The sequence below is a fragment of the Marinobacter suaedae genome (genome assembly GCF_030519635.1).
Taxonomy (GTDB): domain Bacteria; phylum Pseudomonadota; class Gammaproteobacteria; order Pseudomonadales; family Oleiphilaceae; genus Marinobacter; species Marinobacter suaedae.
The window spans coordinates 893,619-906,890 of record NZ_JAUMIS010000001.1 but is presented as its reverse complement, the minus strand read 5'-3'; the positions used below and the strand labels follow the sequence as shown (position 1 = coordinate 906,890).

Below are 13,272 nucleotides of genomic sequence, written 5' to 3'. Positions count from 1 at the left end.
CGATTATGAGGGTAGGAATCATCGGCGCCGCCGGGCGCATGGGGAAAGTGCTCATTGAAGCGGTCGACGGAACCGACGGCCTTGAACTGGGTGCGGCAATTGTCGAGCCGGGTAGTACTCTGGTGGGTGCGGATGCCGGTGAGGTGGCCGGTATTGGCCGGCTTGGCGTGACGTTGGCAGGAAGCCTGGGTGATGCCCGGGATGATTTCGATGTGTTGATCGACTTCACCTTCCCGGACCTGACCCTCGCCAATGCCGAGTTCTGCAAGAAGAACGGCAAAAAGCTCGTCATCGGTACCACCGGGATGTCCGAGGCTGAAAAGGAGCAATTGGCCAAGGCAGCTGAAACGGTTCCGATGGTGTTTGCCCCCAACATGAGTGTGGGTGTGAACGTGGCCCTGAACCTGCTCCGCACCGCCGCTCAGGCACTGGGTGATGACTACGATGTGGAAATCATCGAGGCCCATCACCGTCATAAGAAGGACGCGCCGTCAGGCACCGCTCTTCGTATGGGTGAGGTGGTTGCCGATGCTCTGGGTCGGGATTTGAAGGAGTGTGCGGTCTACGGCCGTGAAGGCTTTACCGGTGAGCGCAGTCGCAAGGAGATCGGGTTCGAAACTATTCGTGCCGGTGACGTAGTCGGTGACCATACGGTTTTGTTTGCCACCGAGGGTGAACGCATCGAGATCACCCACAAGGCCAGCAGCCGGATGACCTTCGCCAAGGGCGCAATGCGCGCTGCCCTGTGGCTGAAGGATAAGCCTGCCGGCTTGTTTGATATGCAGGATGTGCTATCCCTTAAGTCTTGAGTAGTCAGTGTTAGTCGACGTGATCTTGTGTATCAGCGTGGACACTGCAGTAAAGATTTTTTACAATATGGCGATTTAGCTGCACCAAGGCGTAGTTAGAAAAATATCCGGGCACCAACTGCCCGGAGAGCAAAAAGCGGGACGGAGTTCTGACTCCCTCTCGCTTTTTTGCAACCTGAATACGCGCTTGCGTTCCTGCTAGTGACGAAATGATACGCCACTCGATGAGGATACAAGCCTTGAGTACTCCCGCAATCCTTGCACTCGAAGACGGAAGCCTGTTCTACGGTACGGCAATTGGTGCCGACGGAGAAACCAGTGGTGAGGTGGTTTTCAACACCGCCATGACCGGTTACCAGGAAATCCTGACCGATCCCTCTTATTCCCGCCAGATTGTCACTCTTACATACCCCCACATCGGAAACACCGGAATCAACAAAGAAGACGTTGAGTCAGACCGTATCCATGCCGCGGGCCTGATTATCCGTGATCTGCCGTTGGTGGCCAGCAACTGGCGCAGCGAAGAATCTCTGGATGGGTATTTGCGGGTTAACGACATTGTTGGTATCGCCGATATCGACACTCGACGCCTGACTCGCATTCTGCGGGACAAGGGCTCCCAGAACGGGGCCATCGTTGCCGGCGCTGACGCCAGCGCTGAGCGCGCCCTGGAGCTGGCCAAGGCTTTCCCCGGATTGAAGGGTATGGACCTGGCCAAAGAAGTGACCGCTGATTCGGTTTCCCAGTGGAGTGAAAGCGAGTGGTCGCTGACCGATGGCTACGGTCAGCGGGAAGAGGCTCGCTTCAAGGTCGTGGCCTGGGATTATGGCGTGAAGTACAACATCCTTCGGATGCTCGCCTCCCGCGGCTGTGATATCACCGTGGTGCCGGCGACAACGCCTGCTTCCGAGGTGCTGGCCATGAATCCGGACGGCGTGTTTCTGTCCAATGGTCCAGGGGATCCCGAGCCCTGTGACTACGCGATTACGGCAATCAAGGCCGTGCTGGAGACCGATATCCCGGTGTTCGGTATCTGTCTGGGGCATCAGTTGCTTGCACTGGCCAGTGGTGCCAAGACGATGAAGATGGGACACGGCCACCACGGTGCCAACCATCCGGTGCAGAACCTTGCGGATGGCACAGTGATGATTACCAGCCAGAACCACGGGTTCGCCGTGGATGAGTCTTCATTGCCGGACAACCTTGAGGCGACCCACAAGTCGCTGTTTGATGGCACCTTGCAGGGCATCCGCCGTACTGACAAGCCGGCGTTCAGCTTCCAGGGGCACCCTGAAGCTAGCCCGGGCCCACACGATGTGGCGCCGCTCTTCGACCAGTTTATCCGGTTGATGGAAGATCGCTCTGCCTGAGGGCAGGTTCCGGGCCGCGCGGTCCGGACGAGACCGGCGCCATGCATTGCGCTACACGAATTACCAAGTTGCTGACAGGTATACCAAGACATGCCGAAACGTACTGACATCCAGAGCATTCTGATTCTGGGCGCGGGCCCCATCGTCATTGGGCAGGCGTGCGAGTTTGACTACTCCGGTGCCCAGGCCTGTAAGGCCCTCCGTGAAGAGGGCTATCGGGTTATCCTGGTGAACTCCAACCCGGCCACCATCATGACCGATCCGGTGATGGCTGACGCCACCTACATTGAGCCGATCACCTGGAAAACTGTCGAAAAGATCATTGAGAAGGAAAAGCCGGATGCGCTGCTGCCCACCATGGGCGGACAGACCGCACTGAACTGCGCTCTCGACCTTGAGAAGCATGGGGTGCTTGAGAAGCACGGCGTGGAAATGATCGGTGCCAACGCGGACACCATCGACAAGGCGGAAGACCGGGATCGCTTCGACAAGGCCATGAAAAAGATTGGTCTGGAGTGCCCGCGGGCCGAGATCGCCCACTCCATGGAAGAGGCGTGGAAAGTGGCAGAGGAAATCGGCTTTCCCTGCATCATCCGGCCGTCCTTCACCATGGGTGGCTCGGGTGGTGGTATTGCCTACAACCGGGATGAGTTCGAAGAGATCTGTCTCCGTGGCCTTGACCTCTCGCCGACCAAAGAGCTGCTGATCGACGAGTCGCTGATTGGCTGGAAAGAGTACGAGATGGAGGTTGTCCGCGATAAGAACGACAACTGCATCATTGTCTGTGCCATCGAAAACTTCGACCCGATGGGCGTGCACACAGGGGACTCCATCACCGTAGCGCCTGCACAGACCCTGACGGACAAGGAATACCAGATCATGCGGAACGCCTCGCTGGCGGTTCTGCGTGAGATTGGCGTCGAAACCGGTGGCTCCAACGTCCAGTTCGGTATCAATCCGGACACCGGGCGTATGGTCGTGATCGAGATGAACCCACGGGTGTCCCGTTCGTCCGCGTTGGCGTCCAAGGCCACCGGCTTCCCGATCGCCAAGGTAGCCGCCAAGCTCGCCATCGGTTACACGCTGGACGAGCTGCGCAACGAGATTACCGGTGGTGTTACCCCGGCCTCCTTCGAGCCGAGCATCGACTACGTGGTCACCAAGATTCCGCGCTTCACCTTCGAGAAGTTTCCGCAGGCCGATGCCCGCCTGACCACCCAGATGAAGTCTGTGGGCGAGGTCATGGCCATTGGTCGGACCTTCCAGGAGTCCGTTCAGAAGGCCCTGCGTGGCCTTGAGGTGGGTGCTGACGGTTTCGATGAGAAGCTTGAAGAGCTGACGTCCCAGAATGCTGAGGAAACTCTGATCCGGGAAATGAACGTGCCCGGTGCCGAGCGAATCTGGTACTTGGGGGATGCGTTCCGTTCGGGATTGACCGTGGACGACGTGTTCGCTCACACCAAGATTGACCGCTGGTTCCTGATCCAGATTGAGGATCTGATCAAGGAAGAGCAGGCGCTCAAGTCGGCTGGCAAGGCGGATATCGATCACGCCACCCTGTTCCGCCTGAAGCGCAAGGGGTTCTCCGATGCCCGCCTGGCCAAATTGCTGGGTATTTCCGAGGTGAGCCTGCGCAAACTTCGTCACGACCTGAATGTGCGTCCGGTCTACAAGCGGGTGGATACCTGTGCCGCCGAGTTTGCCTCTGACACGGCCTACATGTACTCGACCTATGAGGAAGAGTGCGAGGCGGATGTGTCTGATCGCGAGAAGATTGTGGTTATTGGTGGCGGGCCAAACCGGATCGGTCAGGGGATTGAGTTTGATTACTGCTGTGTGCACGCGGCGCTGGCCATGCGGGAAGATGGTTACGAAACCATCATGATTAACTGCAACCCGGAAACCGTGTCCACAGATTACGACACTTCCGACCGGCTGTATTTCGAACCCATCACCCTGGAAGACGTGCTGGAGATCATTCACGTCGAGAAGCCGAAGGGCGTGATCGTACAGTACGGTGGCCAGACTCCGCTGAAACTGGCTCGTGGCCTGGAAGCAGCTGGCGTACCGATCATCGGCACCAGCCCGGACGCCATCGACCGTGCCGAGGATCGTGAGCGGTTCCAGCAGATGATCAGCCGACTGGGCCTGAAGCAGCCGAAGAACGCCACCGTGCGCAGCCACGAAGAAGGTGTGCTCGCGGCGCGGGAAATTGGTTATCCGCTGGTGGTTCGTCCGTCCTACGTGCTGGGTGGTCGGGCGATGGAAATCGTCTACACCGAAGAAGAGCTGACCCGTTACATGCGCGATGCGGTGCTGGTGTCCAACGACAGCCCGGTTCTGCTGGATCACTTCCTGAATGCTGCCATTGAGGTAGATATCGATGCCATCTGCGACGGCAAGGATGTGGTTATCGGTGGTATCATGCAGCATATCGAGCAGGCGGGTGTCCACTCCGGTGACTCCGCCTGTTCGCTGCCTCCCTACACCCTGCCCAAAGATGTGCAGGATGAAATGCGTGAGGCAGTGAAAAAGATGGCAGTTGAGCTTGAAGTGGTTGGCCTGATGAACGTACAGCTGGCCTGGCAGGACAACGAAATCTATGTGATTGAGGTGAATCCGCGGGCGTCCCGTACGGTACCGTTTGTCTCGAAGGCGATTGGTACCTCTCTGGCCAAAGTGGCTGCCCGGGTTATGGCGGGCACGTCTCTGGCAGAGCAGGGTTTCACCCAGGAAATCGTACCTGACCACTACTCTGTCAAAGAGTCTGTTTTCCCATTCAATAAATTCCCTGCAGTAGATCCGATCCTTGGGCCGGAAATGAAGTCTACGGGTGAGGTTATGGGGGTTGGTGACAGCTTCGATGAGGCCTTTGCCAAGGCTGCATTGGGTGTAGGTGCTGTATTGCCGGAAACAGGTACGGCCTTCATGTCTGTCCGTGATATGGACAAGCCGGGCGTAGCTAATGTGGCGCGAGATCTTCTTGACGCTGGCTTTAAGCTGATTGCGACGACTGGCACTGCCAAGGCTCTGAGGGAAGCGGGTATTGAAGTGCAGCGGGTGAACAAGGTCCGTGAGGGGCGCCCGCACATTGTGGATGCGATCAAAAACGGCGAGGTTCAGCTGATTATCAACACCACTGAAGGTCGCAAGGCGATTTCGGACTCTGCGCAAATTCGCCAGTCCGCGCTGCAGGCCAAAGTGACTTATACAACAACACTGGCAGGTGGCGATGCGCTGAGTCGGGCGATTAAATTTGGCCCGGAGCGTACTGTTCGTCGTCTCCAGGATTTGCACGCAGGAAAGTAAGACTATGTCTGACAGAGTACCTATGACGAAGGCGGGTGAAGCCGCCCTTCGCGACGAACTCCAGAAACTGAAGTCAGAGGATCGGCCGCGAGTTATCGCGGCTATCGCCGATGCGCGTGAGCACGGTGACCTGAAGGAGAACGCGGAATACCACGCCGCCCGTGAGCAGCAGAGCTTTATCGAAGGTCGTATTCAGGAGATCGAAGGCAAGCTGTCCGCGGCTCAGGTGATTGATGTGGCCAGCATGGAGAACACCGGCAAGGTGATCTTCGGCACTACTGTGCAGCTGCTGAACATGGACACTGATGAGCAGGTCACTTACCAGATCGTTGGTGAGGATGAGGCTGACATCAAAGCGGGCAAGATTTCCATTTCATCACCGATTGCCCGCGCCCTGGTTGGTAAGAGTGAAGGGGATGTCGTGGCTATTCGCGTACCGTCTGGCACGGTGGAATACGAAATCGAGGAAGTCGAATACGTCTGATCCCTGACGGCGCCCACAAAAAAGCCGGCATTTGATGTGCCGGCTTTTTTATTTTCGGAACCCGTGGCGTCAGTTTTGGTGGCGAACCAGATTAGACAGCTTCGGATTTGGCTTTTTGGCCCGCCGCAGGATGACAGCGATCTTGCCGATGGTTTGCACCAGCTCGGCACCGGAGGATTCGCAGAGGGCGTTCACTGCTTCCAGACGCGCTTCCCGGTCATTGCTGGCCACCTTGATTTTGATCAGTTCGTGATCGTTCAGGGCACGTTCCAGCTCTTCCTGCAGGCCCTCGGTCAGGCCTTTGTCGCCAACGATAATGACGGGCTTCAGGTGGTGGGCTATGCCCCGGTAGGCCCGGCGCTGTTCCGGTGAAAGACTCATGATGTAATCTCTTTATCGGTGTGATTAACGAAAGGTCAGCGGCTTGTTCGCTGGTATCGTCCTATAATCCGCTGATTGTAACAAATCGCTGGGCGGTAGAAATGGCCGTTAACCCTTACGGTTAAACCATCAGGACGGATTGTCTGAGACTTCGGATCGGTGCAGTACCGCATCTGGCGGTTTCCAGGCGGAAGGAACATTTCGAATGGGGCTGGGTCAAACCGTTCCGTTGAAGGCCCTTCAGCGGAGCTCAAGGCATTGAAGAATTACGCTGATTGCCAGGAGATCGCCGGGCAGATGTTGTAATTTCCAATTTGGTGCCCAATATGTGTGGTAGAGCCGCCGTTTATCACCTCAAGGCACTGACCGAGAGGGAATCCATGCGGGGTGTGGCCGGCAGTTTTTCTGCCGACTGGTGGCTTTGTAAAGGTTTTAAGCGCTGACCTGGTGACCTTTACGATCTGTTTACGGGCGGATAGGCCGTTTCTGGTGGATGGACGTAGAATTGGTGTAAGGTGGCGAAAAAGGGAGCGGCGCGTGACAACCGTTCTTTCATTCACAGGTGACGATCCTTGAACGATATGGCAAAAAATCTGGTTCTCTGGCTAATCATAGCCGCCGTGCTGATGATGGTGTTTCAGAATTTCTCACCAACCACCAGCGGGCAACAAGTCAATTATTCCCAGTTTGTTGAAATGGTCCAGCAAGGCCGGGTCAACTCTGTGACCATCGACGGTCTTGATATTCAGGGTCGTCTGGGTGATGGCTCGCAATTTCAGACCATCCGGCCTCAGGTGGCTGACAATAAACTGATGGACGATCTGCTGGCCAACAACGTCGAAGTGGTCGGCAAGGAGCCTGAGCGTCAGAGCCTGTGGACTCAGTTGCTGGTCGCGGCGTTCCCGATACTGATCATCATTGCGCTCTTTGTTTTCTTTATGCGGCAGATGCAGGGCGGCGGTGGCGGCAAAGGCCCCATGTCGTTCGGCAAGAGCAAAGCGCGATTGATGAGCGAAGATCAGATCAAGACTACCTTCGCGGACGTGGCCGGTGTTGATGAGGCCAAGGAGGACGTCAAGGAATTGGTGGACTTCCTGAGGGATCCGAGCAAGTTCCAGCGTCTGGGTGGCACAATACCCAAGGGCGTGCTGATGGTTGGTCCTCCGGGTACCGGTAAAACCCTGCTGGCCAAGGCGATTGCCGGTGAGGCTAAAGTGCCTTTCTTCTCGATCTCCGGTTCTGACTTCGTAGAGATGTTCGTGGGTGTGGGTGCATCCCGTGTTCGCGACATGTTCGAACAGGCCAAGAAGCAGAGTCCCTGCATCATCTTTATTGATGAGATTGATGCGGTCGGTCGTCACCGGGGCGCTGGCATGGGTGGTGGTCACGATGAGCGTGAGCAGACCCTCAACCAGTTGCTGGTAGAAATGGACGGCTTCGAGGGTAATGAAGGCGTTATCGTGATTGCCGCTACTAACCGTCCCGATGTTCTCGACCCCGCGCTGTTGCGTCCGGGCCGTTTCGATCGTCAGGTTGTGGTCGGCTTGCCGGACATTATTGGTCGGGAGCAGATTCTTAAAGTACACATGAAGAAAGTACCGTTGGCCGAGGGTGTTGAACCCGTCTACATTGCTCGCGGTACACCGGGCTTCTCCGGTGCGGATCTGGCGAACCTGGTGAACGAGGCGGCGCTGTTTGCGGCCCGTCGAAACCAGCGTCTGGTTTCCATGGAGGAGTTTGAACTCGCCAAGGACAAGATCATGATGGGCGCCGAGCGCCGGTCAATGGTCATGAGCGAGAAGGAAAAGCGAAACACCGCGTACCACGAGGCTGGGCACGCCATCGTCGGGCGGCTGATGCCCGAGCACGATCCGGTTTACAAAGTCAGCATCATTCCTCGCGGCCGGGCCCTGGGTGTGACCATGTTCTTGCCGGAAGAGGACAAGTACAGTCACTCCAAGCGTTATCTGATCAGCTCTATCTGTAGTCTGTTTGGTGGTCGTATTGCGGAAGAGCTGACCCTTGGTTTTGATGGTGTCACCACCGGTGCTTCGAATGACATCGAACGGGCTACCAGCCTCGCCCGCAACATGGTGACCAAGTGGGGCTTGTCGGAAAAGCTGGGGCCTCTCCAGTACGATTCGGACAGCGAAGAGCCGTTCCTTGGTCGTACGGCCGGACAGTCTCATTCCGTGCACTCTCAGGAAACCGCACGGCGCATTGATGACGAGGTTCGCGAAATCATCGATACCTGTTACGAGAAGGCCCGTCACTTGCTGGTTGATAATCGTGACAAGCTCGATTTGATGGCAGACGCCCTGATGAAGTACGAAACCATCGACCGTTTCCAGATTGACGACATCATGGAAGGACGAGTGCCACGCCCGCCCAAAGGCTGGGGTGATAACGGTCCGACTGGCGGTGTGCAGGCTGAAGAGCCGAAGCCTGCTGAGTCGAAGAAGGATGACGACGACGGGCGCCAGCCCGGGGTCGGGCGTCCGGCAGGTGAGCACTGATCGGTCGGTAGCTGCCGACCATCCAGTAGCGCACGGATATAGGCGCCGCCCGGAAACGGGCGGCGTCTGTTTTTTGTTGCTTCTGCAATCAGATCGGGTGGACTTTATATGGAAATGAATTTTGCCGGACGAGTTCTGGATATGTCCCGGTGTCATGTCATGGGCGTGTTGAACGTTACCCCGGATTCGTTTTCCGATGGCGGGCGTTTCAATCGCCCGGATGCGGCGCTGGTGCGGGCCCGTCAAATGGTGTCGGAAGGTGCCGGCTTTATCGACGTGGGTGGTGAGTCCACTCGTCCTGGTGCCGCCCCGGTATCCGTTCAGGAAGAGATGGACCGGGTGTGTCCGGTGGTCGAAAAGATTGCCAGCGAGCTCGACGCGGTGGTCTCGGTGGATACCAGTTCCCCCGAGGTCATGACCGAAGCGGTGCGCCTCGGGGCGGGCTTGTTGAATGATGTACGCGCTTTGCGGCGGGATGGTGCGCTTGACGCTGCTGCCCGGGCCGGCGTTCCGGTGTGTTTGATGCACATTCAGGGGGAGCCGGACACCATGCAGCTGCGCCCGGAATACCGGAATGTGCGACGAGAGGTGAGCGCTTTTTTGACAGAGCGGGTCCGGGCGGCTGAGTTGGCCGGTGTGAAGCCGGAGAATATCGTTTTGGACCCTGGATTTGGTTTCGGCAAAACGCTGGATCACAACCTTCAGCTTCTGGCAGCTCTGGAGCAGTTTCATTTGCTGGGCCATCCTTTGCTGGTAGGCATGTCCCGTAAATCCATGCTCGGCGCCATTACTGGTCGTGAGGTGGGCGAGCGTTTGTCGGCCAGTCTCGCGGCCGCAACAATATCCGCCATGAAGGGGGTCAGCATCGTCCGGGTGCACGATGTGAGAGAGACAGTCGATGCCGTGAAAGTGGTCACGGCGATGAGGGAGGCGCATTAATGTCAGAAAGAAAGTATTTCGGTACCGATGGGATTCGCGGACGGGTTGGTGAATCACCGATTACGCCTGAGTTCATGCTCAAGCTGGGCTGGGCGGCGGGTATGGCCTTCAAGCGGGCTGGTCAGCGTAACAGTGTGTTGATTGGCAAGGACACCCGGTTGTCGGGCTACATGTTCGAGTCGGCCCTGGAGGCTGGTCTTTCAGCGGCCGGGGTCGATGTGAAGCTTCTGGGGCCGATGCCCACGCCGGCTATTGCCTATCTTACCCGCACCTTTCGAGCCTCTGCCGGCATCGTGATCAGTGCCTCTCACAATCCCCATCACGACAACGGAATCAAGTTCTTCTCTGCCCTGGGTACGAAACTGGATGATCGCCTGGAAGCAGAGATCGAGCAGTGGCTGGACAAGCCCTTGGTGGTGGGTCCTTCCGAGGAGCTTGGCAAAGCATCGCGAATTGAAGATGCGCCCGGGCGTTACGTGGAGTTCTGCAAGAGCACGGTGCCCAATGAGTTCACCCTTGATGGCATGAACATCGTTCTGGATTGTGCCCATGGGGCGACCTATCACGTGGCACCCAAGGTGTTCCGGGAGTTGGGGGCCAAAGTGTCGGTCATCGGAGCGTCGCCCGATGGGCTGAATATCAATCTCAGTGTGGGGTCCACCAGTCTCGACGCCCTTAAGCACTTCGTTGTCGAAAAGGGAGCGGACCTCGGGATTGCCTTTGACGGCGACGGTGACCGGGTGTTGATGGTGGACAGTGACGGATCTGAGGTCGATGGCGATGAGTTGCTGTACATCATTGCATCCCAGCGATTTGCTGAGGGCAGCCTCAAAGGTGGTGTGGTTGGTACCTTGATGACCAATCTCGGTGTTGAATTGGCCCTTAAAGAGCAAGGCATCGAATTCGAGCGCGCCAAGGTGGGGGATCGTTACGTCATGGAGCGCCTGGCGGCCCGCAACTGGGTGCTCGGTGGCGAAGGGTCCGGACATATGGTGATTCGCGACTGCACCAGCACGGGTGATGGCATTGTTTCGGCGCTGCAGGCGCTTTTGTCCATCCGTAAGTCGGGTAAGAGGCTGTCGGAGCTTCGTCAGGGCATGAGCAAGCTCCCTCAGACCATGATCAACGTGCGCGTGGCAGAACGTTTCGATCCCCTTTCCCGCGAAGATATTGTTTCTGCAGTGCGTGAGGCGGAAGCGAAGTTGGGTGAAGCCGGGCGAATTCTGCTCAGGGCGTCGGGAACCGAGCCGCTAATCCGGGTGATGGCCGAGGGGCAGGACGCCGAGCAGATCGAACAGGTCGCCCGTAATCTGGCCAAAGTCGTCGAAGGATCCTGCGACTGAAATTCTGATTTTGGTCGGTTGTCTGGAGAGGGGGAGTCCTGTATAGTTCGGCCTCCCTCAGGGTTGGGAGCTGTCATGCGTCGGAAGATCGTAGCCGGAAATTGGAAGATGAACGGGTCGAAAGACCTGGTAACTACTCTGGTTGGCTCGGTCCGCTCAGAGGTCGCGTCTCTTGATAATGGTGTGGAGGTTGTTATTATCCCTCCCGCAATCTATGTCCGGGACGTTGCTGACAAAGCCGGTGGTGAGCTCAGTGTTGGTGTCCAGAATATCGGGCAATGGCCATCTGGCGCGTACACCGGCGAGATATCCGCCGGAATGGCAGTGGATCAGGGGTGTCAGTTTGCATTGGTCGGCCACTCTGAACGGCGCCAACTGTTTGGTGAGACCGACGAGTTGGTTGCAGAGAAAGTGTCTTTGCTCTTGAAGGGCGGGCTTCGCGCAGTTGTTTGTGTCGGGGAGACCCTTGAGCAGCGGGAAGCTGGCCGGGCGGTTGATGTTGTTGCTGGTCAGGTTCGTAAGGGGCTTGCGACCGTGACCGGTGATCAGTGGTCGCAGATTGTGGTTGCCTACGAGCCCGTTTGGGCGATCGGTACTGGCAAGACGGCAACTGCAGAAGACGCTCAGGCAATGCATGCCGAAATTCGGAAAGTGCTTGCCGATATGGGGGCGCCGGCAGAATCAGTGTCGGTGCTTTACGGCGGAAGTGTAAAAGCGGATAATGCTGCCGCGCTTTTCGCCCAGCCGGATATTGATGGCGGTCTTATTGGTGGGGCGTCATTGGTTGAAAATGATTTTATAAGCATTTGCCGGGCTATGCCGGCGGGTGCCAAAGGCTAAGTTCGCGAGAGTTATTATGGACTGGATGGAAACACTGGTAGTCGTTGTGCACGTAGTGATTGCCATCGCGCTGGTAGGTCTGGTGCTGATTCAGCAGGGCAAAGGCGCGGATGCCGGTGCGGCATTTGGTGGCGGTGCATCCCAGACTGTGTTTGGTAGTCAGGGCAGTGGTAGTTTTCTGACCCGTCTGACCACCATGCTGGCCATCGTGTTTTTTGTGACCAGCTTTTCGCTGGCCGTGTTCGCCAAGCAGCGTGCAGAAGTAGCCGGTGAGGCCGGTATTCCGGTCGTTGAGGAGTCTTCTGACGAAACCGCTCCTTCGGCCCGGCCTGCGGAAGACGAGTCCGGCGTCGAAGTTGATCTTGAGGGCGAGGAGTCAGGACTCCCCGAACTCGAGTAAAAGAATTGCCCAGGTGGTGAAACTGGTAGACACGCTATCTTGAGGGGGTAGTGGCGAAAGCCGTGCCGGTTCGAGTCCGGCCCTGGGCACCATATAGTAAAAGGCGGCTTGGAGTATCCAGGCCGTTTTTTTTGGTCAGTCCTTGACCAGTCCGTTGGGCGTCTCTATACTCCGGCGGATATTGGAACCGGTGGGCGTTTTAACGCTTTCGGGTTTCTGGCAGGCCAGGTGTCTGTCAGCAGGAAGTGGTTTATCGGTTTGCTTCCTGTGAGTACTTGCAACAAAAGGCCCCAACCAAGGGGCTTTTTGATTAAGGGGCCTGGCGCATCGGGCCCTGATGCATAAAAAGGGCTGATTAACAGCCCTTTTTTTGTTTGTGGGGCACAGAAACTGAATACGGAGAAGGCACAAGGTGTCAGCCAAGCTGCAACAACTCGAAGAACTCCTGCGACCTGTGGTCGAGGGGATGGGGTATGACTACTGGGGTATTGAGTTTCGCTCCCAGGGGCGTCATTCCACCCTGCGCGTCTTTATTGACAATGTCGAGAGTGGCATTTCTGTTGAAGATTGCGAAAAAGTCAGCCGCCAGATCAGCGGTGTCATGGATGTGGAAGATCCCATCCAGACCGAGTACACCCTTGAGGTGTCTTCTCCGGGAATGGACCGGCCACTATTCCGCCTTGAGCAATATCAGGCCTATGTAGGGCATAAGGTGGAGCTCCGGTTGCGCATGGCTTTTGAGGGTCGCCGGAAATTCCTGGGGCTCATCAAGGGGGTCGAAGGCGAGGACGTGGTGATCGTGGTGGATGACCACGAATACCTGTTGCCGTTCGAAAGCATCGAACGTGCGAATATCGTTCCGGTATTTGAGTGAATTCCAA

General features: G+C 57.1%; 11 protein-coding genes and 1 tRNA gene. 11 read left to right on the top strand and 1 reads right to left on the bottom strand.

Annotated elements, in window-relative coordinates:
- The first annotated feature begins 5 nt into the window (after nt 1-5).
- The 4 genes from dapB (at nt 6) to greA (ending at nt 5,972) form a co-directional block, all read left to right on the top strand.
- A complete protein-coding gene (dapB, locus tag QVZ43_RS04165; RefSeq protein WP_302908980.1) occupies nt 6-809 on the top strand; it encodes a 4-hydroxy-tetrahydrodipicolinate reductase in 804 nt (267 codons plus the stop codon).
- A gap of 239 nt (nt 810-1,048) precedes the next feature.
- On the top strand, nt 1,049-2,179 hold the full coding sequence (carA, locus tag QVZ43_RS04160) for a glutamine-hydrolyzing carbamoyl-phosphate synthase small subunit (RefSeq protein WP_302908979.1): 1,131 nt from the start codon (nt 1,049-1,051) through the stop codon (nt 2,177-2,179).
- Between the two features lie 90 nt (nt 2,180-2,269).
- Nucleotides 2,270-5,488, top strand: a complete 3,219-nt coding sequence (carB, locus tag QVZ43_RS04155) for a carbamoyl-phosphate synthase large subunit (protein WP_302908978.1) — start codon at nt 2,270-2,272, stop codon at nt 5,486-5,488.
- A 4-nt stretch (nt 5,489-5,492) separates the two neighbouring features.
- Nucleotides 5,493-5,972: a transcription elongation factor GreA gene (gene greA / locus QVZ43_RS04150; protein WP_223794539.1), complete on the top strand. Its 480-nt coding sequence runs from the start codon at nt 5,493-5,495 to the stop codon at nt 5,970-5,972.
- A 69-nt stretch (nt 5,973-6,041) separates the two neighbouring features.
- On the opposite strand, the gene yhbY is transcribed toward greA, so the two are convergent.
- Nucleotides 6,042-6,353, bottom strand: a complete 312-nt coding sequence (gene yhbY / locus QVZ43_RS04145) for a ribosome assembly RNA-binding protein YhbY (RefSeq protein ID WP_263283073.1) — start codon at nt 6,351-6,353, stop codon at nt 6,042-6,044.
- Between the two features lie 572 nt (nt 6,354-6,925).
- Here yhbY and ftsH point away from each other — a divergent pair.
- From ftsH to rimP, 7 genes are all read left to right on the top strand, one after another.
- Nucleotides 6,926-8,869: an ATP-dependent zinc metalloprotease FtsH gene (gene ftsH / locus QVZ43_RS04140; protein ID WP_302908977.1), complete on the top strand. Its 1,944-nt coding sequence runs from the start codon at nt 6,926-6,928 to the stop codon at nt 8,867-8,869.
- A gap of 108 nt (nt 8,870-8,977) precedes the next feature.
- On the top strand, nt 8,978-9,808 hold the full coding sequence (folP, locus tag QVZ43_RS04135; protein WP_223794538.1) for a dihydropteroate synthase: 831 nt from the start codon (nt 8,978-8,980) through the stop codon (nt 9,806-9,808).
- Nucleotides 9,808-11,151 carry a phosphoglucosamine mutase gene (gene glmM / locus QVZ43_RS04130; protein WP_302908976.1) on the top strand — a complete coding sequence of 448 codons (1,344 nt, stop codon included), beginning with the start codon at nt 9,808-9,810 and terminating at the stop codon, nt 11,149-11,151. The genes folP and glmM overlap by 1 nt, the downstream gene beginning before the upstream one ends.
- 75 nt (nt 11,152-11,226) lie before the next feature.
- The gene (gene tpiA, locus QVZ43_RS04125) at nt 11,227-11,991 is read left to right on the top strand and encodes a triose-phosphate isomerase (RefSeq protein WP_223794536.1); all 765 of its coding nucleotides are present in this window, start codon (nt 11,227-11,229) and stop codon (nt 11,989-11,991) included.
- Between the two features lie 16 nt (nt 11,992-12,007).
- A complete protein-coding gene (gene secG, locus QVZ43_RS04120) occupies nt 12,008-12,391 on the top strand; it encodes a preprotein translocase subunit SecG (protein WP_302908975.1) in 384 nt (127 codons plus the stop codon).
- 7 nt (nt 12,392-12,398) lie between these two features.
- Nucleotides 12,399-12,483, top strand: a tRNA-Leu gene (locus tag QVZ43_RS04115).
- A 320-nt stretch (nt 12,484-12,803) separates the two neighbouring features.
- Nucleotides 12,804-13,265: a ribosome maturation factor RimP gene (rimP, locus tag QVZ43_RS04110; protein WP_223794534.1), complete on the top strand. Its 462-nt coding sequence runs from the start codon at nt 12,804-12,806 to the stop codon at nt 13,263-13,265.
- Nucleotides 13,266-13,272: the final 7 nt, after the last annotated feature.

Excerpts from the sequence above, each read along its gene's own strand:
- tpiA (WP_223794536.1), top strand. The coding sequence starts at position 11,227 with ATGCGTCGGAAGATCGTAGCCGGAAATTGGAAGATGAACGGGTCGAAA.
- carB (WP_302908978.1), top strand. The coding sequence starts at position 2,270 with ATGCCGAAACGTACTGACATCCAGAGCATTCTGATTCTGGGCGCGGGC.
- dapB (WP_302908980.1), top strand. The coding sequence starts at position 6 with ATGAGGGTAGGAATCATCGGCGCCGCCGGGCGCATGGGGAAAGTGCTC.
- secG (WP_302908975.1), top strand. The coding sequence starts at position 12,008 with ATGGACTGGATGGAAACACTGGTAGTCGTTGTGCACGTAGTGATTGCC.
- glmM (WP_302908976.1), top strand. The coding sequence starts at position 9,808 with ATGTCAGAAAGAAAGTATTTCGGTACCGATGGGATTCGCGGACGGGTT.
- yhbY (WP_263283073.1), bottom strand. The coding sequence starts at position 6,353 with ATGAGTCTTTCACCGGAACAGCGCCGGGCCTACCGGGGCATAGCCCAC.
- folP (WP_223794538.1), top strand. The coding sequence starts at position 8,978 with ATGGAAATGAATTTTGCCGGACGAGTTCTGGATATGTCCCGGTGTCAT.
- greA (WP_223794539.1), top strand. The coding sequence starts at position 5,493 with ATGTCTGACAGAGTACCTATGACGAAGGCGGGTGAAGCCGCCCTTCGC.